Below are 23,390 nucleotides of genomic sequence, written 5' to 3' on the forward strand. Positions count from 1 at the left end.
GTCGCTCACTCGAGGACGTCAGCGAGCGCGTCCATCGTCCGGTCGACTCGCTCGAGACGCGCGTTGTGACCCATGTGTCCGATCCGGAGGACGTCGTCCGCGAGCTCCCCGAGACCCGTTGCGAGGACGATTCCGTGCTCGTCGAGCATCGCCCGCTGGAGCGCTTCGGCCCGCCCGTCGACTGTGAGCGCCGTCACGGTCGGTGAGGAGTCCGCCGCATCGTCGGGGTACGTCTCGAGGCCGAGCGCCGCGGCCCGTTCTCGACAGCGCGTTGCCGCCGTCTCGTGGCGCTCGAAGACGGAGTCGATTCCCTCCTCGAGCACCAGATCGGCGGCGGCGTCGAGGCCGGCGAGGTTCGACGTGAGGTGGGTGTACGGGAACCACTCGTCGTCGACGGCGCCCCGCCAGGGCTCGAGATTCGTGTAGAAGGAGTCGGTTTCGACGGCTTCGATGCGGTTCCAGGCCCGCTCGCTGACCGAACACACCGTGAGTCCCGGCGGCGCGCTGAAACACTTCTGGCTCGCGCCGAGACAGATGTCGATCTTCTCGGCGGGAACGGGCGTTCCCCCGAGCGAGGAGACCGCATCGACGATCGAGAGAACGCCGTGGTCGTCGAGAACGTCGAGGATCGGCTCGAGGTCGTTCAGCGTTCCCGTCGGCGTCTCGCAGTGGACCATCGTGGCGACATCGTACTCGCCGTCTTCGAGTTCGCTCGCGATGACGTCGGCCGCAAGTGTTTCTCGGGGCGAGACGCCGCAAATGAGTGCCTCCGCGCCGGTCGCCTCGACGAACTCCGCGAACCCGTCGCCGTACAACCCGTTCGACAGACACAGCACGCGGTCGTCGGGTCCCACCAGCGAGTCGACGGCCGCCTCGAGGCCGAGGATTCCCTCGCCGCCGAGAACCAGCAGGTCCAGCTCCGAGTCGGGGCCGCGGTCGACGGCCTCGCTCGAATCCGCCCGAAAGATCGCTTCGAGCTTCGCCGTCAGTTCCCGGTACTCCTCGAAGAATTCGGGCTCAACGTCGGGGTTCGGCATCGGTTCGGCCATCCGGTCGCGAACTGCTTCGGGGACCTCGGTCGGTCCCGGCGTCATCCGCAATCGATCGGTCGTCATACTGCAATCGGAGGCCGCCGTGACGATAAATCCCAGAGACCGACCATGACGGCGCATCCCGTCGTCGCATCGGCTACAGCGACCGGGGTTTCCCTCACCGTCGACGAAGCGTACCCCGGACGAACGGTCGCACGGGAAAGATTCCGAACCTCAGCCGCTCGATTTCGACGACGGAGAAGGCGTCGTGGGAGACGAACCGGGGGATCGTCTCGCGGTTCAACTGACAGCCACCAGCTGCCCGCTTCCAGAGCGGATTCAGAAGGTCCTGTCCCGACCCGCGCCAGCCGTCGGCGCGAACGTGCTCCAGAAACCGGAACTCGCCCCCGGGTTTCAAGACGCGAGCGGCCTCCGCGAGCGCGGCGTCGGGGTCCTCGATGGTACAGAAAACGAGCGAAGCGAGGACGACGTCGACGCTCTCGTCGGGGTAGGGAAGCGACTCGGCGCGGGCGCTCCGGAGGTCGACCGGGAATCCGCGCTCGCGGGCGGCGCTCTCCGCTCGAGTTCGCATGTGCGGGTCGGGTTCGATCGCGTGGTACTCGATGTCCGTCCCGGCGGCGGCCGCGTACGGGAACATCGCGCCGTCGCCGGCCCCGATCTCGAGGACGCGACCGGAGAGCGCTCGCGTGAGATACTCCCGGTGCGATCGGAGGAGCCACGACTGGGGAACCCGATCGTAGATCGCGGCGAAGACGGGATGTGAGATCTCGCGGTCGTCTCGAGGCGTCTCCTGCGTGCTCCGTTCGCTCATAGGTGAGCTATCCGCCCGCGGCGGGTAATCGTTTCCCCGTGCGGTCCTGATCGGTATCACTTTGAAAATCAAAGTATAGGGATAGAGTGACCAGAGAGACTATATAGAGGATTTGACCGGCTTTGCTTTCCTTCGAATTCGTACGCGGTCCGATATCCATCACCGCCGGTGTGCCACGGCGGCCGTCGTGTGCTACCCAAATCCATAGTAGCTGGCGGTCGTATCGGACGCCATGTTCGAGGACAGAGCGGACGCCGGCGACCGACTCGCGGCGGAACTCGAGCGACGCGGCCTCGAGGCCGACGTCGTCCTCGGGATCCCGCGCGGCGCGTTGCCCGTGGCAAAACCGGTCGCGAACGCGCTCGAGGCCGACCTGGATATCGTGGTCGCACGAAAGATGGGGGCACCGGGTAACCCCGAACTCGCCCTCGGTGCGGTCGCGAGCGACGGCACCGTCTGGCGAAACGACGCGCTCATCGATCAACTGGACGTCTCGGAGGCGTACGTAGAGGACGTCCGGACGATGGAGGCCGACAACGCTCGGGAAAAGCTGGCGCGGTACCGCGAGACGGACGAACTACCCGATCTCGCGGGTGCTCGAGTGGTCGTCGTCGACGACGGCGTCGCGACCGGCGCGACGGCGACGGCCTGCCTTCGACAGATACGCGAGGCCGACGCGGCGTCGCTCGTGCTGGCGGTACCCGTCGGTTCGCCCAGCGCCGTCGACTCGCTGAGGAGCGAAGCCGACGACGTCGTCGCGCTTCGAACGCCGGAGAACTTCCGCGCGGTCGGGCAGTTCTATCGAACCTTTGGACAGGTGAGCGACGCGGACGCGATCGACTACCTCGAGAGCTGATCGAAACGGGACTGTCGTCCACGGGATCGGTTTCGCCCGTCCCATCGAGCCCGTCTCAGGGCCAGAGCCCACGCATTTCGTGGGCTTCGTCGATTCGCGAGAGGGCAACGACGTACGCGCCGTCGCGCCAGGTGACGTCGCGGCGGTCGACTTCCTCGCGAACGACGTTCCAGGCGCGGACCATCTCCGACTCGAGTTCCGTGGTGACCTCCTCCAGCGTCCACCGCCGGCGGTTGATATCCTGGAGCCACTCGAAGTAGCTGACCGTCACGCCGCCGGCGTTGGCGAGGATGTCCGGAATCACCGGAATCTCGCGCTCTTCGAAGATTGCACTCGCGGCGAACGTCGTCGGGCCGTTCGCGCCCTCGACGACGAGGTCCGCTCGGACGTCGTCCGCGTTGTCCGCGGTGAGGACGTTGCCGACGGCCGCCGGGATCAGAACGTCGACGTCCAGTGCGAGCAGTTCCTCGTTCGAAAGCCGAGTCACGTCGCTGTTCTCGGTGGCGTAGCGCGTGACCGCCTCGGGTTCTTCGTCGTGACCGGGGATCGCCCCGACGTCGAACCCGTCCGCATCGTAGATCGCGCCGTTGACGTCGCTGATGGAGACGATCGTCGCCCCCCACTCCTGGAGCAGGCGAGCGGCGTTCGCACCGACGCTGCCGAAGCCCTGGACCGCGACGGTCGTCTCCGAGAGGGGCCGGTCGTAGTAGTCACAGGTCTCACGCGTGACGATGGCGACGCTCCGTCCCGGCGCTTCTTCCCGGCCGTGTGAGCCGCCGATGACCGGCGGCTTGCCGGTGACGACGCCGGGGATGGTTTCGCCCTCTTGCATGCTGTAGGCGTCCATGATCCAGGCCATCGTCTGTGGGTCCGTTCCCATATCCGGTGCGGGAATGTCCCTCGTCGGTCCGATCACGTCTCGGATCTCCTGGGTGAACCGCCGGGTGAGTCGCTCGCGTTCGCCCTCGCTGAGCGATTTAGGATCGACGACGATCCCCCCTTTGGCCCCGCCGAAGGGGAGATCCATCACGGCACACTTCCAGGTCATCCACATCGATAGCCCGACGCATTCGTCTCGAGTGACGTCGGGGTGGTACCGGAGCCCGCCTTTGTAGGGACCCCGAACGCTGTCGTGTTGGGCACGGTAGCCCGTAAACATCTCGACGGTTCCGTCGTCGCGTTCGAGCGGGACCGTCACCTCGTGGACCGTCGTCGGATGGCGGAGTCGCTCGCGGACGGCGTCTCCGAGTTCGAGGTGTGAACTGCCCCGAGAAAGCTGTCGTCGCGCGGTCTCGAGGGCGCTTTCGGCCGCTCCGTTCGAAGAGCGCCGTTGCTCTTTTGCCGGAGGAGACTGCTGATCCGATTCCATCGCTACTCGATCGGTGTCCGTCGATTACGCATGTCCGCGCCGCATTTCGGGCACGAACCCGGCGCCGTGGCGTGGACGACGGTTCCACAACTGAAGCACTCGTACGCTGATTCCGCCTCGGGATCGAGTTGAACGTCTTTCATGGGTACTACGACGAGCGAATCGGAAGCGATGTTCGTCGCATTTAGGAATATTAGGTATATTATGATGAGACTGTCCGTTCACTATCTAGCGTTAGATAATCAGACCGGTTCACTATTCAACCCTACTTGCGATCGTCGCCTCGACGCCGATCTCTTCGAAGAGCAACTCGAGGAGCTTTCGTTCGACGGTCCGGACGTGGCGATAGAACGCGGCCGGAGAGATCTCGAGCGCCTCCGCGACGTCCTCGCCCGAGCACCCTCGCGGCGACTCGAAGTAGCCGCTGTAGTATGCGAGTTGGACGACCTCGAGCTGTCGGTCCGTCAGCCGCTCGATCACCTTCGACCGAACGTCCTGCGACGTCGCCCGGTCGACGGACTGCTTCGACCTGAGGTCGGCGTTCGAAAAGCACCGCGAGACGAGATCCGCACTCCCCCTGTCGTCGACCGCGCTCGGAACGTCGACGACGACTCGCGTGCTCGACGGCGTCGCGTCGACGCGTTGCAACACGATGCCGTGATCTGCGAGACGAAGCGCGAGAAACGGCGGTGACAGCAGGAGGCGGACCGTCCCACCGCCCGTGGTGGTACCCTCACCGGCGGCGTCCGGTCGGCCGCCGCTGACGATCTGGGCGTCCTCGACGGCGACGAGCTCTCTCGCCGCGTCGACGACGGTCGAGACGGGCGCTCCCTCGACGGTGGCGAAGACGGTTGCGCCGCCCTCGTGCTGGCGAACGCCGCCGTCGAAGGAGATCGTACAACCGGACCGCTCGGCCAGCCGCGAGAAGACGAAGCTCTCGTCGGCGACGTCGAACTCGAGGCGCGTTCGCGAACTCGAAAGCAGCGCGGTCTTCCGTTCGACCGCCGCGACCGCGGATGCGATCGTCTCGCCCAGCTCCTCGAAGACGGCTCGAGTGACCTCGCCGAACGCGTCCGGACGGTCGGCGTAGACTGTCAGGACCCCGTAGGTGAACTCGTCGTAGGACAGCGATACGGCGAGTGCGGACTGGTACTCGCGGGCGAGCGCCTCCCTTCGCCAGCGATCTGCGCGCAGCCCGTCGGCGACGTTCCCAACGCTAGTGACTCCGCCGCCGATCGCCGACCTGACCGCTGGCTCGCGGCCCGCCGCCGAGATCTCGGAGCCCGACCGAAGGTCGTCCTGGCTGGCGATCGAAAGCGAGACGCTGTCGAGATACTCCTTTCCGCGGCTCGTTCCGCCGTGAGCGCGGGGCTCTAAGCGTTCGGTGGCGGTGTCGATCGTTCCGATCCAGGCGAACGAAAACCGATCGGCCGTCGTCAGCCGTTCACAGACGGCCCGTTCGATCTCGGCTCGAGTCTCGGCCCGGACGAGCGCGCCGTCGATCTCGCGAATGAGTTCGTTGATCCGGTTGAGCCGGGAGAGCTGCCGGTTCCGTCGCTTGAGCTCACGGTCTCGTTCGCGCAGCGTTCGATCCCGCTCGACGCGATCGAGGGCGGCTTCGGCCGTGGCCGCGAGGAGATCGGTCAACTCCCGGGAGAGCTCGTCGAACTCCTCAGCGTTCGCGGATCCGGCGACGAACACCCCGTGGTCACCCAGCGGAACGAACGCCGCACTCCGGACGTCACTCGTCGGGTCCCCCTCCATCGGTGATCCGGCCGTTCCGAGGAACCGGCTCTCGCCCGCGACGAAGACCTCGCTCGGAACGGTCCCGTCTCCGGTGTGGTGCGTCGAGAGCGGGCCGTGGAGCGACGCCATTCCCGGCGAGCGAGCGGCCGGCCGCAACACGTTTTCGTCCGTATCGAACAGGTAGGCGGCGCTCGCATCGAGGTCGAGCACGTCCGTCGCGTCCTCGACGACGAGGCTCGCGATCTCCTGGTCGGTTTCCGCGTACAGCAGTTCTCGCGTCGATCGGTGAAGCGCCGTCAGTGCCTCCTCGCGTCGCTTTCGCTTCGTGATGTCTCGACAGCTATAAAGCGTCGTTCCGTCCTGAATCGACACCTGCCTGACGTTGACCAGCAGGGTGTGCTCTCGTCCCGCCTTGTCGGTCGCCGTACACTCGATGTTGGTCAGAACGCCCGCCGCGGCGAGTTCGTCCGGATCGAAAAGCGCGGGCTCGAGTAACTCGTCGATCGTCTCCATCTCGCGAATCTCGTCGTCGTCGTAGCCGAAGATGAAGTGGACGTTCGGGCAGACGTACGTGAACCCACCGTCGTCGTCGGTGACGAGGACCGTATCGGTCATGTTGTTGAGCGTCACCCGGTGAAGCTCCTCCGAGTCGCGTAGTTCGGCTTCGAGGCGCGCCCGATCGGTGCCGTCGACCGCCCGCGCGAGCAGCGAAACGACGGCTCCAGACTCGTCGCGAACGGGCCGGATCGTCACCTCGAGTATCCCCGAGTCGTCACGGTCCGGCGTCGAGCGCCGGAGGTCCCGACGGACGACGTCGCCGCCGGCCGCCGCCTCGACCGCATCGGTGATCGTCCCTCGTCGCTCACGGCCGTCCTCCCACCAGGGAATCCGTTCGAACGAACGACCGCGGAGGTCGCCCGGGTCCACACGGAGCGTCTCGTGGACCGCCTCGTTCGCTCGCTCGACGACCCCATCCGGATCGAGCAGCCACCAGTACGTCTCCGGATCGTCGAACAGTGCGGAGAACCCGCGTGCCCGCGACCGGCACAGGTGTCGTTCTCGCCCGTCCTCGATCGCCCGTTCGACGGCCCCCTCGAGATCGTCAGCACGTCGATCCGCGGGAACGTAGGCCGCTACTCCGGCGGCGACCGACTCGCTCGCCAGCAGTTCATCGCCCGCAGCCGGCGCGAACACCACCGGGACGCACGGCCGACGATCGCGGATCGTCTCGAGCAGCTCGAGGCCGCTTCCGTCCTCGATGTGGTGGGCCGCCACGACGCAGCCGACCGACCGGTCGAAAGCCGTCACGGCGTAGTCGGCCGTTCGGTCTGAAAGCTCCTCGAGCGCCCCGTCCACGCTCGAGACGGCGGTCACGGTCCCGACGAGTCCGCCCCCGGTTTCGCCGTCGAGAACGTTCGAGATGGGCGTCACGTTTTCGTCCGCGTCACCCTCGACGACGAGGAGATGTACGTCGCGGATCGGTGCCGGTTCCATTCGGCGGCTCTACAGCGTCGGCACCATAGAATCCATCGGTCTCGAGACCATCACGCCTCGCCGTAGACCGGGACCGCTGCACCGCTCGTCACGGACGCGCCGTCGCTACAGAGAAACGCCATGACGTCCGCGATCTCGCCGGGATCGACCCACTCGTCGTGATCCGAGTCGGGCATCATCTCTCGATTCATCGGCGTATCGATCACGCTCGGCATCACGCAGTTTGCCCGGACCGTCCCCCGGTTTTCGGCGGCGATCGTCTCCGTCAACAGCCGGATTCCGGCTTTCGTGATCCGGTACGGACCGTCGCCTTCCCCACCCTCGAGCGAGGAGCGAGCGCTGACGCTGACGATCGATCCCGCCGACTCCTGTAGGTGTGAGAGCGCGTGTTTCGATGCGAGAAACGCCGTCGTCAGATTGACGTCGACCAGCATCTCGAACTCCTCGAGGTCGGTCTCCGCGATCGGATCGCCGCCCCGCCAGGTGCCGGCGATGTTGAGAAGGTGATCGATTCGGCCGTGATCGTCGACGATCTCTGAGACGACCGACTCGACGTCCCCTTCGTCCGTCAGGTCGGCTTCGTAGAACTCGGTATCCGGTCCGAGATCGTCCTCGAGCAGGCTCTCGTCGTCATCGGGAGCGACCACGTCGACGGCACAAACCGTTGCGCCAGCCGATCGAAACCGATCGAGGGCGGCACTCCCGAGCGCTCCACTCGCTCCGGTAACGATCGCGACGGATCCGTCGAAGTCGACGTCGAACGCGTTCACTGCGGACATACGACACACTGCGACGGCCGAACGGATCAATTGCGGGGCTGCGTTCACCGGGACGCGACGATCGGAACGCCGCTCAGGGAACGCTCGATGGCAGGCTCGCTCGTTCGAACCAGAACGCGACGACGGCGTCCGCGATCGCGGCGTACTCGTCGGGATCGGTTGGCTTCGTGAGATAGGCGTTCGCCGCGAGTTCGTAACTCTCGAGGACGTCCTCGGAAGCGGTCGAACTCGTCAACACTAGCACGGGCAGGCGCGTGAACGCAGAATCGGCCTTGATCGTTCTCAGGAACTCGAAGCCGTCCATTCCCGGCATGTTGAGATCGAGCAAGACGAGGTCCGGGACGGTGGCCGGATCCTCGTCGCGCCGCTTCCGGAGCACCTCGAGCGCCTCGTCTCCGCTGGTCGTGACCGACAGCGTGACCTCGTTCGAGTGCGCCTCGAACGCCTCCTCCGTGAGCCGTGCATCTCCCGGGTTATCCTCGACGAGCAGGATGTCGATCGGCGCTTCGATGCGACTGTTCACCGATCGGTCACCCCGATCGACATCGGTGGAGGGAACTGCGATCAATCATTGGACAACGTAACCGTGTGGGTGTAGTTCCCTCGTCGGTTTAAACGTACGTACTACAGTATTTGGAACCGGCCACCGTCGACGCGGAAACTGCCCGTCGAGGCGAACCCGGCGATCGCATCCGTTCTCGAGAGCCGTCCGACATTATAAGCGTTCTCGAGCACATGATACGGATCGAATGCGTCTGATCGCCCATCGAGGATTCGCCGCAACCGCACCCGAGAACACGATCGCCGCCGTGAAATCGGCCGCCGAACACGCTGACGCCGTCGAGTTCGACGTCCGGCGATGCGGTTCCGGCGAACTCGTCGTGATCCACGACGAAACCCTAGAGCGCGTCACCGGGAGTGAGGGGACAGTCGCAGACAGCAGCCTGGAGGAGCTGAGGACCAGATCGGTCCTCGGCTCCGGCGAGCGAATCCCGACCCTAGAAGAGATGCTCGCCGTCGTTCCCACGGACACCGAGATCAATCTCGAGATGAAAGATCACGACATCGCAGCCGACGTCCTCGAGGCCCTGGAGGGCGTAGATAACCGCGTCGTCGTCACCTCCTTCCTCTCCCCCGAGCTTCGAACGATCACCGACCTCGATCGTTCACAGCCGACCGGACTGCTCGTCAACCGCCGACTCGAGACGCCCGTGACGACGGCGGTCGAACTCGGCTGTGACGTCATCGGTGCGAACTACTGGCGCTGTCTGGGGACCCGGCTCGTGCCCCGAGCGAAGTCCGTCGACCTCGAGATTCACGCGTGGTCGATCGAGCGACGCCTGACGGCGATAGTGCTCGGACTGCGCGGCGTCGACTGCGTCTCTGCGGACCGGCCGATTCGGATCTAGCCGGTCACCGGTTCTCGGACGGCTCGGGAGAATCGGTCGAGACCAGCGTCGATATTCGGGCGTTTTCTTTGATCTTCACCCCGCCGCCGGCAACCGAGATCGGAACCAGCGGGAGGTGTGACGCGACCAGCATCGACGGATGGGAGACGCCTCGAGCCAGCAGCTCGTTCCGGGGCTGAAGTTGCAGCGTCCGTTCGGCGTCCGTCAGAAACTCGTTGTGCTGGACGACGTACTGGCCACCTTCGAGTTCCCACCAGCCGAACTCGTCGTCGGGACTGCGAAGCGACGTCGGGACGGGTTCGAGGTCGGCGTCCTCGAGTTCGTCGCCGCCGAAATCGATACGCCCCGGAGCGGCGACCTCGTAGATGGCACTTACCGTCAGATCGATACCGTGTTCGTGAACCTGGGTCGGCTCGTACACCAGATTATCGATACACTCGACGAGGGGATGTTCGGCGGACATTTCGATCGGACGAACGGTTCGAAGCGTCAAAAAGAATGCTCTCTCGCCCGTGAACTCGAGGGCGGAGTTCGATCGATCGGGACCGCTATGGTGGTGGCACGTAACTGGAACCCATGGACGTACTCTCCGACGATATCGTTCGATTCATCAGCGCGATCGGCCCCGAACCGGACGCCACCCTCCGCGAGATGGGCGAGTACGCGCGTAGCGAGGGGTTCCCGTTCGTCGGCCCGGAGGTCGGTGGGTTTCTCCGGTTCGTTGCACGCGTGAGCGACGCCCGGCGCGTCTTCGAGTTCGGCTCCGGGTTTGGCTACTCGGCGTACTGGCTCGCCGGTGCGGTGCCCGAAGACGGCGAGATCGTCCTCACCGAAGTCGACGACGACGAACTCGAGCTGGCTCGAGCGCACCTGGCGGACGGAGGGTACGACGATCGTGCCCGCTACGAGCTGGGAGACGCGATGGACACGATCGAACGATACGACGGGCCGTTCGATGTCGTCCTGATCGACCACCAGAAACACCGGTACGCTGACGCATTCGAGGCCGTCCGGCCGAAGGTTCCGGTGGGCGGCGTCGTCGTCGCTGACAACGCGATCACGGCGGGTCCCATCGAGTTCGAGACGCTCCTCGAAATTCTCGAGGCCGAAGGGAGCGCCGACGGCGACCCCGATCCGATCCAGCGGGCGAACGAATACACTCGCGGGATCGCGGATTACCTCGGACGCGTTATCGACGATCCCGCGTTCGAGACGATCGTGTTGCCCCTCGGCGAAGGCATCGCCGTCAGTTACCGCGTCGAATAATCGGAACTCTCTCCGTCGAGGATCTGCTCCTCGGGTATCTCGGACGTACTGGCAGAGCCGAGCTCGCGGAATCCGAGGAACACCGTAGTCGAAGCGGCCGAAAACAGCGTCCCCCACGTGATCGCAGTCAGCGAGAGCGAAAGCGCCTCGGACGGGCCAGGAACGGCCGCTATGACCGCGTCGGGTCCGATGGCGTACAGTCCGGCGACGGCCAGGAACGCGACCCACAGCGCGAACGACAGCCGGGCCAGTTCCGGCCGGGAAATCGTCGTTACGAACCGTGCAGCGAGGTAGACGCCGACGACGGCAACGCCGGTGGTCCCGATGGTCGCCGCGAGGCCGGCGGCGCCACCGTTGGCGATGCCGGCAACGGCGAAACAGGCGAACGAGGCGGCGAGTGTCGGCCAGTTTGAGCGGAGTGATCTCGGAATCACGTCGGACACGTGTTTGCTGGCACCTGTCCCCGGTTGATTATATAGTTGTTGGCTGGCGACCGATCCTCCGCCGAGATGGCGACCGATCCACCGTCAGGAGTATAATGACCGCCAGGAACTGATCACTGCGGAGAATTCAGTCGCGACCTCGGCATCAGGTCGTCGAAAGGCTGGTCGTCCATCCACTCGATCAACGCGACCAGCTGGTCGGCCGCGGCCTCGAACAGTCGTTCTCCGATCTCGGGCGTGGCGTCGGTTTGGTCCCCGAAAACGCCGTTCGAGCTGTTTTCGATCGAATCGTAAAACGTCGTCGCCCCGTGGACGCGCTCGCTGTCGTAGTCGAAGACGGCACCTCCATCGCGGGCTTCCTCGAGGCGTCCCTCACGAACGAGGTCGCGGGCGATGTGCATGATCATCGCTGTCTCTTTTGGTCCTCCGTGGGGACCGGGCGTTTCGAAGACGTCCTCGATCAGATCCGGAATCGATTCGTCCCACATCCACTCGATCGCAAACGCCGTCTCGTCGTCACGGAGTCGCCGGCCGACCTCGCGGAGATGGGGGACGTTACCACCGTGTGCGTTGACGTAGACGATCCGATCGATTCCGTGATAGGAGAGGTTTCTCGAGAAGCTCTCGACGTAGTCACGAAAGACCGGCGGTTCGACCCACATCGTCCCGGGAAACTGTCGGTGGTGTGCGCTGACGCCGATCGGAATCACCGGTGTACAGAGATGGCCCGTTCGGTCGGTCGCCGCGCGGGCAAGGCTCTCCGCGATCAGGTGATCCGTTCCTTCCGGGAGATGCGGGCCGTGCTGTTCGGTCGATCCGAGCGGAACGACGGCGAGGGACTCGTCGGCGCCGTCGACGAGGTCGGGCCAGCTTCGGTGTGGGAGATACATACATCACGCTTGGAGGCCAGGTGCAAAACGGTGTATGGCCGATCCAGCGAGTACGCCCGCTGAACGACGTCGAACCGGTGAATTTTGCCTGTGCCTGCTCGCAGGAAACCCGATGGATGATAAGGCTTAATATATTTTGACCACCGAGTTATTACATGGCAGTCGTAAGCGTCTCGATGCCGGACGAGCTTCTCGATCGACTCGACGAGTTCGCACAGGAACACGGCTACACGGGCCGGAGCGAGGTCGTCAGAGAGGCCTCGAGAAACCTCCTCGGTGAGTTCGAGGACACCCGTCTCGAGGAGAGAGATCTGATGGGGATCGTCACGGTACTGTTCGATTACGAGACGACCAGCGTCGAAGAACAGATGATGCACCTGCGTCACGAGCACGAGGAGCTGGTCGCCTCGAACTTCCACAGCCACGTCGGTGACCACTACTGTATGGAGCTGTTCGTCCTCGAGGGACAACTCGAGGACATCTCGACGTTCGTCGGCAAGATCAGGGCCACGAAAGACGCACTCACCGTCGACTACTCCGTTATTCCGGTCGACGACTTCGATCCGATTTCACAGGGACGGTGAACTGCCCCGGGGTCAAGCCCCGAGGCGCTCGTCTTGCTCATCCGTAGATTTTCGATGCGAATTTTTCCTCGCACTGCGCCGACCTCACACCGTTCGCTCCGACCTCATACGGTCTACTGTAAGTCGTTACCGGAGCGACCGCAGGATGGCTCGCGGTCGCTCCGGTGAAAAGTCACAGCAAACCGTATCAGTCCGTTCGCGGGATCGATCGCGCGCCGAGTGCGAACGCGACTCCGGCGAGTACAGCCAGGACCACGAGGTTCGCAAGCACGGGATCGATTCCGACACCGTTCGGAGCGGCCGCATCCGGATCGGTCGCCGCCCGGACGCCGCGAGCGAAGTACGTAAGCGGCGAGAGTCCGACCAGGGGCTCGAACCAGTCGGGAAGCTGCTCGAGTGCGATGAACGTCTCGGAGAGAAAGAGCAACGGAAGCCCGATCGCGTTGCTCGCGGCGACCGCCCCGTCGCGGGAGTCGGTGTAGCTCCCCAGCATCGCACCCACGCCACAGAAACAGACCACGCCGAGGAGGACGTACGGAACGAGAAGGGGCGAGAAAACGATCTCCGCACCCGTCAGGGCGATCACGAGCGCGAGGATGAGCAGGCTCGCGAGTCCGATGATCACCGCGTTGACGAGCGTCTGGGCGAAAAGCCACTCGAGGCGGGTGAGCGGCGTCGTCGCGAGCTTTTCGAAGCGATTGCCTTCGCGATGGCGGGCGACCTCGCTTCCCATCCGAGACAGCGGCGTAAAGAGGACGACGACGGCGAGATATCCGGGGACGTAGTACGCCGCCGGCTCCGCGAACAGACCGCCGCCGGTCGGGTCAGTTCGGATCAGCGCGCCGAAGATGACGATGAGAATCACCGGGAAGAAGAACGTGAAAAAGACCGCCGTTCGTCGGCGAACGAACGACCGCCACCCGGCGGTCGCTTCCGACCGAACTCGTCCGACCCGACTCACGCGGTTTCACCTCGTTGCGTACCGCCGCCGTCGCCGTCCGCCGGATCAGTTCCCTCGGGCTCACCGCCGGAGCGGGTTCCGGGTCGACCCGTTCGACTCCGCTCCGTCTCGGCTGCGAGCTCGAGGTAGACGTCGTCGAGATCAGGTTCGGCCCAGCTCAGGCCGGTATACTCGATGCCGTGGCTCTCGAGTTCGTCGACGACCGATCCGACGGCTGTGGCTTCGACGTCGGAGACGACCACGGCACCGCTCGCGCTCGAGGTGGGGCCACCGCGTCGATGCCGTACGGGTCGCTCGACGGGATACTCGAGGAAATCGAACGCGGCCGGATCGGCGCTCGTCTCGATCGTCACGCGACTCGAGCCGCCGTATTCGCGGACGAGTTCCGCCGGGGGGCCGCGAGCGACGAGCGAACCGTCGGCAAGTAAGCCGACCCGATCGGCTAGCCGTTCGGCCTCGGCCATATCGTGCGTCGTAAGAACGACGGTCGTCCCGGTCGCGGCGAGGTCCTCGATCAACCGCCACACGGTCCGTCGACCGGCGGGATCGATTCCGGTCGTCGGCTCGTCGAGAAAAAGGACGTCGGGATCGTTGACCAGCGTCGAGCCGACGCAGACGCGTCGCTGCTGGCCGCCCGAGAGATTCTCGTAGGCCGTCCCGCCTGCATCGCTCAGGCCAACGGCCGCGAGGACGTCGTCGGGGTCGCGGGGGGTGGCATAGAGGTTTCCGTAGTACGAGAGCAACTCGCGAGCGGTGAGGCGATCCGGTGGCGAAAACGCCTGTGGCAACGCTCCGAGTCGATTGCGGTCGACGGTCGTCGGGGACGTCTCGAGGATGCGGACGGTCCCCGAATCGAGATCGGTCGTGCCCGTCAGCGCACGGACCAGCGTGGTCTTTCCGGCTCCGTTCGGTCCGATCAGCGCGAATACCTCGCCGCGTTCGACGGCCAGGGAGGCCCCCGAAAGCGCGACCGTCTCGCCGTACGTTTTCTCGACCCCTGTCGCCTCGACGACGGCTTCCATACCGTCGAGTACCGACCCGGTCCGGGTAAGGGGTTCGATTCGGCCGTGGGCGGTCCGTCTCGGTAGCCGGACCGTCGCCGCTCTTGCCGTCGCAGGCCCAACCGTTACCGACCGGCTCGTGATAGGCGAACGAGTGACTCAGCTTGGTTACACGCTCTCGAGTGAAGAACACGGACCGATGGAGCTCGTCGAGAACGCTCGACGAGCCGAAGCTGCCGGCTTCGACTTCGTCTCGATCTCGGATCACTTTCACCCCTGGATCTCGGCACAGGGGGAGTCGCCGTTCGTCTGGTCGACGCTCGGCGCGATCGCCGCCGCGACGGACGAGATCGACGTCGGCGTCGGCGTCACCTGCCCCACGATGCGGATCCACCCGCTCAACGTCGCACACGCGGTCGCCACCGTGGACGAAATGCTGGACGATCGGTTTACGTTCGGCGTCGGGACCGGCGAGAATCTGAACGAACACGTCGTCGGCCACCGATGGCCCGAACACGACGTTCGCCTCGAGATGCTCGAAGAGGCGATGGCCGTCATGCGATCGCTGTGGACCGGCGAGACGATCAGTCACCGAGGCGAGTACTACACGGTCGAAAACGCCCGGCTCTATACGGTTCCGGACGACCAGCCGACGACGATCGCGAGCGCCTTCGGGCCACGGACCGCCGAGTGGGCCGCCGAATACGGCGACGGAATCTGGTGTTCGGGGCCACAGACTGAGATCGTCGATATCTACGAGGACGCCGGTGGCGAGGGGCCGCGATACACGCAGGTCCACTGTTGTTACGCCGAAACCGAAGCCGAGGCGATCGACACCGTCCTCAAGTACTGGCCCAATGGCTCGTTGCCGGGCGAGCTCGCACAAGAGTTGCCAACCCCTGCACATTTCGAGCAGGCTGCATCGATGGTCGACCGCGAGGACGTTGGGGCGTCTGGGACGATCACTGATCCGGATCCGACAGCACACGTCGAGGGTATCCAGGAGGCGATCGACGCCGGCTACGATCACGTCTACGTTCACCAGATCGGCCCCGATCAGGCGGAACTCCTCGAGTTCTACGAGGAAGATGTGTTGCCGTCCTTCGAGTGAGAACCGCGAGCGGAACGATCGCAACGGTCGGATCCGGACAGCAACGGCCCCATTCCAGTGAATCACTGTGGTCCGGGTCGCTGGCCTTTTGTCGTCCCGTCACGGACTCGAGAGCGAACACCGTGGCACTCCTCGTGACCGCGCTCGCGGGGGTCGTCTTCGGACTCGCCCTCGCCGCACCGCCCGGACCGATGAACGCGATCATTGCCGAAGAGAGCGTCGTCAGCGGCTGGCGGGCGGGGTTCAGAGCGGGCCTCGGCGCGATGGTCGCGGACGTGCTGTTTTTCGTTCTCACCCTGGCCGGCGTCGTCACCGTCATCGACCGATACCAGGTCGTTCGACCGGCCCTCTACCTCGCCGGTGGACTCTTGATGCTCTACTTCGCCGTCGGCGCGATCAGGGCGGCCCGATCCGCAGCCTCGTTCACGGGCGACGGCCAGCGCGCGTCGAAGGGATTTCGTAAAACGTTCGCGCTTTCGCTGACCAATCCGTACCAGATCGGGTTCTGGCTCACCGTCGGCGTCGGGTTGCTCGAGTCGGGCAGCCTGGACGTCCTCTCGTACGTTCCTGCGGCTGGCGATGGTCTCGCTGGCCTGCTTGTCGTCCAGACCGGCTCACCTGCGCTCCTGTTCGGCTTCTTCGCCGGGATCGGACTCTGGATCGTTACCTACCCCGCAACACTGGTGTCGATCGGTCGTCGAGTCGATCGGTTCGCTCCCGCGGTTTCCGCCCTCAGCGCGGTCGTTCTGGCGGGGTTCGGACTGGTGTTCTTCGTGGTGGGAGTGGGTCAGATCGGTTGATCGGGGGGGCTCGAATCGTCAGCCCATGCCGGCGATTTCGTCCTCGAGCCACTCCTGAAACCATTTAACGCGTTTGAGGCGCTGGTGAGCGATGCTCTCTGCAGTGTCGCTTTCGACGCGCGAGGCGGCGTCGTAGCCACGATCGAGAACGCGCTCGACCATCTCGTCTGCGTCCATGTGCGTTCGGGCTTCGTACCCCATGCGCAACAGCATCAGCGCCGTTCCGTTCGCACCGATCTTGTCGAGGAGATCCGCCTCGATGAGAGACTGCGTCTCGAGCGACAGGTCCTCCAGATCCCCCCGGTAAGAGTGGTGTTCGATCGCGCGACACACCTGATGAATGAACGATTCGGGATACTCCGAGCGCGATTCGAGATACTCGCGGGCGATCCGAGCGCCAGCTTCGGCGTGAAGTTCCTGGTCGGTCTCGAGTTTCGCGACGTCGTGAAAGAGCGCAGCGACGCGAGTCACATCGACGTCTGCGCCCTCCTTGTTGGCGATCTCTTCAGCGAGATCGACCACGTTCAGGATGTGGTTGTGGCGGTACTCAGCGGAGTGCCACGGATACCACCGCATTCGCCCACCCTCCTCTTCTTTTTCCACGCTGGCCGAGAGGTACTCGAAGACGAACCCTTTCATCTCCTCGAACTCGACGTCGGGTACCCTGTTCTCTTTTATTTCGACGCCCACGAGAGATCCCTCCGCAATAGACGAACGATAGTCATTGAGTGAATGTTCGGGAGTTTCGCTCTTTAGCCTTTGGTTCGCCGTACTGACCAGTTCGACGACCGTCACGAAAAGGCGACCGTTCGTGCGACGTGAACTATGGAGCGCTCGCTCGTTACTATCCCCTCGAAGTGTCGCGGAAACACCACCGGTAAAACCAAACATACACCGACGGAAATAGGGGTATGGTCAGTACGCAGGAGGGACGATCGATCAGGTGTCTCGTCTCGAAAGTGGGGCTCGACGGTCACGACCGCGGCGCACACGTCATCGCTCGAGCCTTCCGGGACGCCGGCTTCGAAGTCATTTACTCCGGTCTGCACAAGGCACCCGAGGAGATCGTTCAGGCGGCGGTCCAGGAGGACGTCGACGTGCTCGGAATCTCTATTCTTTCTGGTGCCCACGACACGCTCGTCCCGAAGATCATGGACGGGTTAGCGGAGTACGACGCCAAAGACGACACTCTCGTCCTCGTCGGCGGGGTCATCCCCGACGAGGACCGCCAGGAACTCAGGGACGCCGGCGTCGCGGCGATCTTCGGTCCAGGGACGTCGATCGAGGAGACGATCGAGTTCGTCCGCGAGAACGCACCCGAACGATGAGTCCCGACGACGACTCGCTGATCGCGGAGCTACTGGCGGGCAAACACCGCGCTCTGGCCCGCGTCATCTCGAAGATCGAGGACCGCTCGCCGGGGTACAGAGACCTCGTCTCCGCCCTCTACGAGCACACCGGCGGGGCCGACGTGATCGGAATCACGGGAAGCCCCGGTGCGGGAAAATCCACGCTCGTCGACAAGCTCGCACAACGCTATCGCGACCGGGACGAGACGGTCGGCATCATCGCGATCGATCCGTCCTCACCGTTTACCGGCGGTGCCGTACTCGGAGATCGCATCCGAATGGCCTCAGCCGTCGGAGACATGGACGTCTTCGTGCGCTCGATGAGCGCGCGCGGAACTCTGGGCGGGCTTTCGACCGCCACGATGGACGCCGTCACCGCCATGGACGCCTTCGGGAAGGACAAGATCATCGTCGAGACCGTCGGTGCGGGCCAGAACGAGATCGACGTCGTCAGGGCAGCCGAGACCGTTGCAGTCCTCGTCCCGCCGGGATCTGGCGATTCGATTCAGACGCTCAAAGCAGGAATCCTCGAGATCGCGGACGTCTTCGTCGTCAACAAGGCCGATCGCGACGGAGCCGATCGAACCGTCCAGGAGCTTCGGGAGATGATCGAACTCGAGTCGGGACACGGGTTCGAAACCGCAGGTCATCACGGTTCGAACTCGACGAGAAACCGTCACGGGACAGTGCTCGACGAGGGTCGCGGTGGCGCAGACGACGGCGACCGGGACGCGAGCCAGCAACGGTGGCGGCCGCCGATCGTCGAAACCGTCGCCACCACGGGCGAGGGCGTCGACTCGTTCATCGGGGAACTCGGCGCTCATCGAGAGTTCCTCGAGCGCTCCGGCGAGGGCGTCGAGAAGGCACGCAAGCGACACGCCGAAGAGATTCGAACGCTGCTTCGAGAGGACCTCAACGCCACCCTCGAGACCGAACTCGATCGGTCTGGAGGCGTCGAGACTCTCGCGGAGACAGTACGGCGCGGCGAGACCGATCCCTACACCGTCGCAGATGAGGTACTGGCACCCGTCACGGACTGTCTCGAGGAACTCGACGCGGACGAGAGCGACTGCGAGTAGGGCGGGAACCCGAGAAATCACTCGGATCGGAGACGCATACATCGTAACCCCAGGTCTAAGACTGTCGCCGGTGTAGGAGACGGTATGAACGCGCGAACAGTCCTCGGTGTCGCCGCCGGAATCGTCGGTGGCGCGGCCCTCAGTAACCGATTGCTCGCGAACCGCGCCGGCGGTCTCGAGAGTCGACTGCCGGGTGTCGAGCGGAACTATCGGTGGCGGGGCATCGATATCGAGTACACCGTCGCCGGCGAACCCACCGATCCGGACATGCTGTTGCTCCACGGAATCCACGCGGGGGCCAGCAGCGACGAGTTCGAACCGGTGTTCGAGCGGCTGGCAGATCAGTACCACGTCATCGCCGTGGATCTCCCCGGGTTTGCACGATCCGAACGGCCGCCGCTGGTGTACTCACCGACGCTGTACGCCGACTTCGTTCGCGACTTCGCAAGCGACGTGACCGATGAACCGATCGTGGTCGCCTCCTCACTCACCGGCTCGTTCGCCGTCGACGCGGCCGACGAAACGACGTTCGACTCGCTCGTGTTGATCTGTCCGACCGACGAAACCCGTGACGAACGGCCGCGGCTTCGGTCGCTCCTGCGAACGCCGCTCGTCGGAACGACGCTCTACAACGCACTCGCCAGCAAACCCTCGATAGAATACTTCTACGATCGCGACGGCTACTACGACAGCGACCGACTCGAGACGGAGACGATCGATTACGCCTGGCGCAGTGCCCACCAGCCCGGCGCTCGGTACGCTCCCGCCTCCTTCGTCGCCGGCTCACTCGACCCCGATTTCGATCTCGCGACGAAGCTCGCCTCCCTCGAGACGCCGACGACGCTGGTCTGGGGCCGAGACGCCGAACTCGTTTCGCTTCGAGACGGTCGCGATCTCGCGGAGGCCGCCGACCTCGAACTGGTCGTCATCGACTACGCGACGCAGTTGCCACACGTCGAACATCCCGAGAAATTCGCCGAGTACCTCTCCGCAGAACTCGTTCACAGCGATCTCGAGTCCGGCCGGGACGAGTAGTGACCAGTCACCGCACCAGCGGATCGAACCCGATTACCCGTTCGCCAGTCGTCTGCGAGACGGTGATCTCGAGTTCGACCTCGAGGCCGTCCTCGACGACATCCGGATCCGTACCGACGACTTGGCCGGTAATTCTGACCGGACCGAAATCCGCGATGGCCGTCGCGTAGGGTGCGTCGTCCTCGAAGGCGGGCGTCGGAACGTGCGTGACGGTGTACGTCTCGACCGTTCCGGTTTCGGGCACGTCGACGCGCTCTAGGTCCGTCAGGCCGCACTCGGGACAGACCCGCCGCGGTGGCAAGGACCCGTGTCCGTCAGGACACTCGAGATAGTACGCCGTCCCCTCCTCTGCGGCGTCGACCCAGTCGTCGAAGCCGGCGTCCTGGACGCCCTCTGACTCGCCGCTGTCGCTCACGGGATCACCTCCAGTACGTGAACGGTCGCACTGGCAACCGTTCCGCCTGCGTTGTGGGCCACGCCGGTGGTCGCACCCTCGACGAACTCGCTGTTGGGGTGTGTGCCGGCCAAAAGGGCCGCGATCTCGGCAATTTGAGACGCGCCGGTGGCACCGACGGGGTGTCCTTTCGCTTTCAACCCTCCCGAGAGGTTGACCGGGGTGTCGCCGTCCGCGGTCGTGCGCCCGTCTCGAGCCGCCGAAATTCCCTCACCGACACTCTCGAGACCGAGCGCCTCGATCGCGAGGACCTCCGCGATGGTAAAGCAGTCGTGGACCTCCGCAACGTCGACGTCGCCCGCGTCGACGCCGGCATCGGCGTACGCCTCCTCGCTCGCCTCGCTGGCTGCGGGCGAACGCGCGAGATAGTCGCGATCGTGGAGGGCCATTCGGTCGCCGCCCTGTCCCGTTCCCGTGATCGCGACCGGGGCCTCGAGGCCGTGTTCCTCGGCGTAGGCCTCGCTCGTCAACACGAGTGCGGCCGCGCCGTCGGAGATCGGACAGGAATCGTAGAGACCGAGCGGCGAGGACACCTGCGGGGCCTCGAGGACGTCTTCTACCGTAATTTCGCTCCGGTACTGTGCCTTCTCGTTGGGCAGCGCGTTCTCGTGATTTTTGACCGCGACGTGGGCCAGTCCCTCGCGGTCGCCGCCGTACTCCGCGAAGTAAGCCTGTGCCATCAGCGCGTATGCCCCGGGAAACGTCATCCCTGCGCGGACTTCCCAGAGGTCGTCGGCGGCGATGGCCAGCGCCTCGGTCGCGCCAGCGGTTCCGAGGTTCGTCATCCGTTCGGTACCGCCGACGAGGACGACGTCGGCCTCGCCGTTTCGAATCCGGAAGACGGCGTCTCTGACCGCAACGCCGCTCGAGGCGCACGCGGATTCGTACCTGGTTGCGGGTGCTCGGACGCCTGCTGCCTCGGCCATCAGCGGCCCCTGGTGGCCCTGGTGCTCGGAGAGTTCGCCCATGAAATTCCCGTAGAAGACGGCTTCGACGTCCTCGCGTTCGACACCGCTGTCTTCGAACGCAATCGTACTCGCCTCGGCAAAGAGGTCTCGGCCAGTCCGTTCGGGAACGTTTCCGAACGGAGTCAGCCCCGCTCCTGCGACACGGACGGGAGACATACACTCCCATAGCAGGTCGAACCGTTAATATCCCGCGGTCGAAGAAGACTCGAGACGGCGCCACCGAGACGGTCCGCTGAAACGAACCCGGTAGCCCGATCGAAAAGCCGGCTCAGGCGAACGTTTTGGAGACGTCGTCAGTCTCGTCGCCATCGGCCTGGATCTTCTCCCAGGCGTCGCGGAAGTCGTCCATCCTGATCTCGGTGCGATCGTCCCTGATCGCGAACATGCCGGCTTCGGTACAGATAGCCTTGATATCCGCTCCCGAGGCCACGTCGGCTTCCTCTGCGAGGGCCGTGAATTCGACGTCGTCCGAGACGTTCATCCCGCGCGTGTGAATCTCGAAGATGAGTTCGCGTCCCTCCTTGCCGGGTTTGGGAACCTCGATGAGGCGGTCGAATCGACCGGGACGCAAGATCGCCCGATCGAGCATATCGAAGCGGTTGGTCGCGGCGATAATACGGATCTCGCCCCGCTCTTCGAAGCCGTCCATCTCTGCGAGCAACTGCATCATCGTCCGCTGGACCTCGGCATCGCCTGACGTCTTCGATTCCGTTCGCGTGGCGGCGATGGCGTCGATCTCGTCGATGAAGATAACCGCAGGCTCGTGTTCTCGAGCGACCTTGAACAGGTCGCGTACGAGCTTTGCGCCCTCTCCGATGAACTTGTGGACCAGCTCCGAGCCGGCCATCTTGATGAAGGTCGCGTCGGTCTGGTTGGCGACGGCCTTTGCGAGCATCGTCTTCCCGGTTCCCGGTGGCCCGTAGAGCAAGACGCCGCTCGGGGGCTCGATTCCGACGTCGTCGAACATGCCCGGGTTTTCGAGGGGCATCTCGACGGTTTCGCGGACCTCCTGCATCTGATCTTCGAGCCCGCCGATGTCCTCGTAGCTGACGTCGGGACTTTCGGTGACTTCCATCACGCGAGCGCGGACGTCGGTCTCGCTCGAGAGAGACTTGACGATAGACAGCGAGTTGTTGACGGCCACGCGAGCGTCCGGTTCGAGGTCTTCGCGCATCTCCGCGGTGACCTCGGTCAGCGCCTCCTGGTTGTTCCCGTGCTGTTTGATGATGACGCCCTCGTCCGTAATCTCCTGGATCGTGGCGACGAACAGTGGCGACTGCTTGAGCTTTTTGTTCTCGTGAGTGAGCCGTTCGAGCTTCTGCTGGTATTTGTTGTTCTCAGCGTTCGCGTCGAGGAGTTTGTCTCTCATCTCCTCGTTTTGGGCCTCGAGGATTTCCAGCTGGTCCTCGAGCGCCTGGATCTTCTCCTGTTGGGACGTCTCGTCCTCGTCGTACGGGAGGTCGACGTCGTCCACAGTGTCACTCATCACCCAAGCTTTAGGTGTTTGTTCATAAGAGGCTTCGGGTATATGCAGGTGGCCCTAATATAACCACAGAGCATTAGATTAAACAGAAAATATTATTAGCTCGTATTGGGAAAGGGTATACGATGAGTGCATCAGAGACGGTTCGGCGGGAGGCCGACCAACGAGGAACGTGGGAGGACGTGCGGGATCTACCACCGAGTGCGAAACTCGTCGCGAAGGTACTCGAGTACAACGATACGATGACCCAACAGCAGATCGCAGACGAGACGCTGCTCCCCTCTCGAACCGTTCGATACGCGCTGAATCGCCTCGACGAGGAGAACGTTATCGACTCGCGATTTTCGTTCTCGGACGCTCGCAAGCGGCTGTACAGCCTGGACATCGACTCGTAGACTTCGAGCCGTTTTTGTACTCCCTCTAGTCTCCGCTCGACTTTCCGTTCGATCC

Annotated in this window: 26 protein-coding genes; 10 read left to right on the forward strand and 16 right to left on the reverse strand. The window is 64.3% G+C overall.

The window, feature by feature from the left end; translation table 11 throughout:
* Positions 1 to 5: 5 nt before the first annotated feature.
* Together EA462_RS08675 and EA462_RS08680 are read right to left on the reverse strand one after the other, a co-directional pair.
* Entirely contained in the window at positions 6 to 1,115 is a 1,110-nt protein-coding gene (locus EA462_RS08675; RefSeq protein ID WP_124178172.1) for a pyridoxal-phosphate-dependent aminotransferase family protein, read from the reverse strand.
* Positions 1,116 to 1,209: 94 nt separating this feature from the next.
* Entirely contained in the window at positions 1,210 to 1,863 is a 654-nt protein-coding gene (locus tag EA462_RS08680) for a class I SAM-dependent methyltransferase (protein ID WP_124178173.1), read from the reverse strand.
* A gap of 232 nt (positions 1,864 to 2,095) precedes the next feature.
* Between EA462_RS08680 and EA462_RS08685 the strand changes: the two genes are divergently transcribed.
* Entirely contained in the window at positions 2,096 to 2,719 is a 624-nt protein-coding gene (locus tag EA462_RS08685) for a phosphoribosyltransferase (RefSeq protein ID WP_124178174.1), read from the forward strand.
* A gap of 55 nt (positions 2,720 to 2,774) precedes the next feature.
* Here the strand turns inward: EA462_RS08685 and gdhB are convergent, their stop codons facing one another.
* The 5 genes from gdhB to EA462_RS08710 all read right to left on the reverse strand — a co-directional run bounded on the left by gdhB (position 2,775) and on the right by EA462_RS08710 (position 8,630).
* Positions 2,775 to 4,088, reverse strand: a complete 1,314-nt coding sequence (gene gdhB, locus EA462_RS08690; RefSeq protein WP_124178175.1) for a glutamate dehydrogenase GdhB — start codon at positions 4,086 to 4,088, stop codon at positions 2,775 to 2,777.
* A gap of 2 nt (positions 4,089 to 4,090) precedes the next feature.
* Positions 4,091 to 4,231 carry a rubrerythrin-like domain-containing protein gene (locus tag EA462_RS08695; RefSeq protein ID WP_124178176.1) on the reverse strand — a complete coding sequence of 47 codons (141 nt, stop codon included), beginning with the start codon at positions 4,229 to 4,231 and terminating at the stop codon, positions 4,091 to 4,093.
* A 112-nt stretch (positions 4,232 to 4,343) separates the two neighbouring features.
* Complete coding sequence (locus tag EA462_RS08700) at positions 4,344 to 7,328, reverse strand: bacterio-opsin activator domain-containing protein (protein WP_124178177.1); 2,985 nt, start codon at positions 7,326 to 7,328, stop codon at positions 4,344 to 4,346.
* A gap of 50 nt (positions 7,329 to 7,378) precedes the next feature.
* The gene (locus EA462_RS08705) at positions 7,379 to 8,107 is read right to left on the reverse strand and encodes an SDR family oxidoreductase (RefSeq protein ID WP_124178178.1); all 729 of its coding nucleotides are present in this window, start codon (positions 8,105 to 8,107) and stop codon (positions 7,379 to 7,381) included.
* A 73-nt stretch (positions 8,108 to 8,180) separates the two neighbouring features.
* Positions 8,181 to 8,630 (reverse strand): response regulator, encoded by a 450-nt coding sequence (locus EA462_RS08710; RefSeq protein WP_124178179.1) that lies wholly within the window; start codon positions 8,628 to 8,630, stop codon positions 8,181 to 8,183.
* Positions 8,631 to 8,856: 226 nt separating this feature from the next.
* Here EA462_RS08710 and EA462_RS08715 point away from each other — a divergent pair, with 226 nt between their 5' ends.
* Positions 8,857 to 9,516: a glycerophosphodiester phosphodiesterase gene (locus EA462_RS08715; RefSeq protein WP_124178180.1), complete on the forward strand. Its 660-nt coding sequence runs from the start codon at positions 8,857 to 8,859 to the stop codon at positions 9,514 to 9,516.
* A 4-nt stretch (positions 9,517 to 9,520) separates the two neighbouring features.
* On the opposite strand, the gene EA462_RS08720 is transcribed toward EA462_RS08715, so the two are convergent.
* Positions 9,521 to 9,979, reverse strand: a complete 459-nt coding sequence (locus EA462_RS08720) for a dCTP deaminase (RefSeq protein ID WP_124178181.1) — start codon at positions 9,977 to 9,979, stop codon at positions 9,521 to 9,523.
* A gap of 113 nt (positions 9,980 to 10,092) precedes the next feature.
* Here EA462_RS08720 and EA462_RS08725 point away from each other — a divergent pair, with 113 nt between their 5' ends.
* Positions 10,093 to 10,782 carry an O-methyltransferase gene (locus EA462_RS08725; RefSeq protein WP_124178182.1) on the forward strand — a complete coding sequence of 230 codons (690 nt, stop codon included), beginning with the start codon at positions 10,093 to 10,095 and terminating at the stop codon, positions 10,780 to 10,782.
* Here the strand turns inward: EA462_RS08725 and EA462_RS08730 are convergent.
* Positions 10,767 to 11,225 carry a hypothetical protein gene (locus tag EA462_RS08730; protein ID WP_124178183.1) on the reverse strand — a complete coding sequence of 153 codons (459 nt, stop codon included), beginning with the start codon at positions 11,223 to 11,225 and terminating at the stop codon, positions 10,767 to 10,769. The two genes, EA462_RS08725 and EA462_RS08730, sit on opposite strands and share 16 nt — an antisense overlap.
* Positions 11,226 to 11,338: 113 nt before the next feature.
* Entirely contained in the window at positions 11,339 to 12,115 is a 777-nt protein-coding gene (locus EA462_RS08735; protein ID WP_124178184.1) for a creatininase family protein, read from the reverse strand.
* A 155-nt stretch (positions 12,116 to 12,270) separates the two neighbouring features.
* On the opposite strand from EA462_RS08735, the gene EA462_RS08740 reads away from it, so the two are divergent.
* On the forward strand, positions 12,271 to 12,699 hold the full coding sequence (locus EA462_RS08740) for a CopG family ribbon-helix-helix protein (protein ID WP_124178185.1): 429 nt from the start codon (positions 12,271 to 12,273) through the stop codon (positions 12,697 to 12,699).
* A gap of 187 nt (positions 12,700 to 12,886) precedes the next feature.
* Here EA462_RS08740 and EA462_RS08745 read toward each other — a convergent pair whose 3' ends face one another.
* Both EA462_RS08745 and EA462_RS08750 read right to left on the reverse strand, forming a co-directional pair.
* A complete protein-coding gene (locus EA462_RS08745; RefSeq protein WP_124178186.1) occupies positions 12,887 to 13,660 on the reverse strand; it encodes an ABC transporter permease in 774 nt (257 codons plus the stop codon).
* Positions 13,657 to 14,682 (reverse strand): ABC transporter ATP-binding protein, encoded by a 1,026-nt coding sequence (locus tag EA462_RS08750; RefSeq protein WP_124178187.1) that lies wholly within the window; start codon positions 14,680 to 14,682, stop codon positions 13,657 to 13,659. Before EA462_RS08750 ends, EA462_RS08745 begins: the two co-directional genes overlap by 4 nt.
* A gap of 133 nt (positions 14,683 to 14,815) precedes the next feature.
* On the opposite strand from EA462_RS08750, the gene EA462_RS08755 reads away from it, so the two are divergent.
* Positions 14,816 to 15,772 carry a TIGR03557 family F420-dependent LLM class oxidoreductase gene (locus EA462_RS08755; protein WP_124178188.1) on the forward strand — a complete coding sequence of 319 codons (957 nt, stop codon included), beginning with the start codon at positions 14,816 to 14,818 and terminating at the stop codon, positions 15,770 to 15,772.
* 122 nt (positions 15,773 to 15,894) lie between these two features.
* Positions 15,895 to 16,572 (forward strand): LysE family translocator, encoded by a 678-nt coding sequence (locus EA462_RS08760; protein WP_207891643.1) that lies wholly within the window; start codon positions 15,895 to 15,897, stop codon positions 16,570 to 16,572.
* An 18-nt stretch (positions 16,573 to 16,590) separates the two neighbouring features.
* Here the strand turns inward: EA462_RS08760 and EA462_RS08765 are convergent, their stop codons facing one another.
* Positions 16,591 to 17,262 carry an HD domain-containing protein gene (locus tag EA462_RS08765; protein WP_124178189.1) on the reverse strand — a complete coding sequence of 224 codons (672 nt, stop codon included), beginning with the start codon at positions 17,260 to 17,262 and terminating at the stop codon, positions 16,591 to 16,593.
* A gap of 221 nt (positions 17,263 to 17,483) precedes the next feature.
* Here EA462_RS08765 and EA462_RS08770 point away from each other — a divergent pair, with 221 nt between their 5' ends.
* The 3 genes from EA462_RS08770 to EA462_RS08780 all read left to right on the forward strand — a co-directional run bounded on the left by EA462_RS08770 (position 17,484) and on the right by EA462_RS08780 (position 20,035).
* The gene (locus EA462_RS08770; RefSeq protein WP_124178190.1) at positions 17,484 to 17,900 is read left to right on the forward strand and encodes a cobalamin B12-binding domain-containing protein; all 417 of its coding nucleotides are present in this window, start codon (positions 17,484 to 17,486) and stop codon (positions 17,898 to 17,900) included.
* A complete protein-coding gene (gene meaB / locus EA462_RS08775) occupies positions 17,897 to 19,000 on the forward strand; it encodes a methylmalonyl Co-A mutase-associated GTPase MeaB (protein ID WP_124178191.1) in 1,104 nt (367 codons plus the stop codon). The genes EA462_RS08770 and meaB overlap by 4 nt, the downstream gene beginning before the upstream one ends.
* Before the next feature lie 84 nt (positions 19,001 to 19,084).
* Positions 19,085 to 20,035 carry an alpha/beta fold hydrolase gene (locus EA462_RS08780; protein WP_124178192.1) on the forward strand — a complete coding sequence of 317 codons (951 nt, stop codon included), beginning with the start codon at positions 19,085 to 19,087 and terminating at the stop codon, positions 20,033 to 20,035.
* A gap of 7 nt (positions 20,036 to 20,042) precedes the next feature.
* Here the strand turns inward: EA462_RS08780 and EA462_RS08785 are convergent, their stop codons facing one another.
* The 3 genes from EA462_RS08785 to pan1 form a co-directional block, all read right to left on the reverse strand.
* Positions 20,043 to 20,450, reverse strand: a complete 408-nt coding sequence (locus tag EA462_RS08785; RefSeq protein WP_124178193.1) for a Zn-ribbon domain-containing OB-fold protein — start codon at positions 20,448 to 20,450, stop codon at positions 20,043 to 20,045.
* Complete coding sequence (locus EA462_RS08790) at positions 20,447 to 21,613, reverse strand: thiolase C-terminal domain-containing protein (RefSeq protein ID WP_124178194.1); 1,167 nt, start codon at positions 21,611 to 21,613, stop codon at positions 20,447 to 20,449. The genes EA462_RS08785 and EA462_RS08790 overlap by 4 nt, the downstream gene beginning before the upstream one ends.
* A 112-nt stretch (positions 21,614 to 21,725) precedes the next feature.
* Entirely contained in the window at positions 21,726 to 22,943 is a 1,218-nt protein-coding gene (gene pan1, locus EA462_RS08795; protein ID WP_124178195.1) for a proteasome-activating nucleotidase Pan1, read from the reverse strand.
* A gap of 122 nt (positions 22,944 to 23,065) precedes the next feature.
* Here pan1 and EA462_RS08800 point away from each other — a divergent pair, with 122 nt between their 5' ends.
* A complete protein-coding gene (locus EA462_RS08800) occupies positions 23,066 to 23,335 on the forward strand; it encodes a MarR family transcriptional regulator (protein WP_124178196.1) in 270 nt (89 codons plus the stop codon).
* The last annotated feature ends 55 nt before the right edge of the window (positions 23,336 to 23,390 follow it).

The sequence above is a fragment of the Natrarchaeobius halalkaliphilus genome (assembly GCF_003841485.1).
GTDB lineage: Archaea > Halobacteriota > Halobacteria > Halobacteriales > Natrialbaceae > Natrarchaeobius > Natrarchaeobius halalkaliphilus.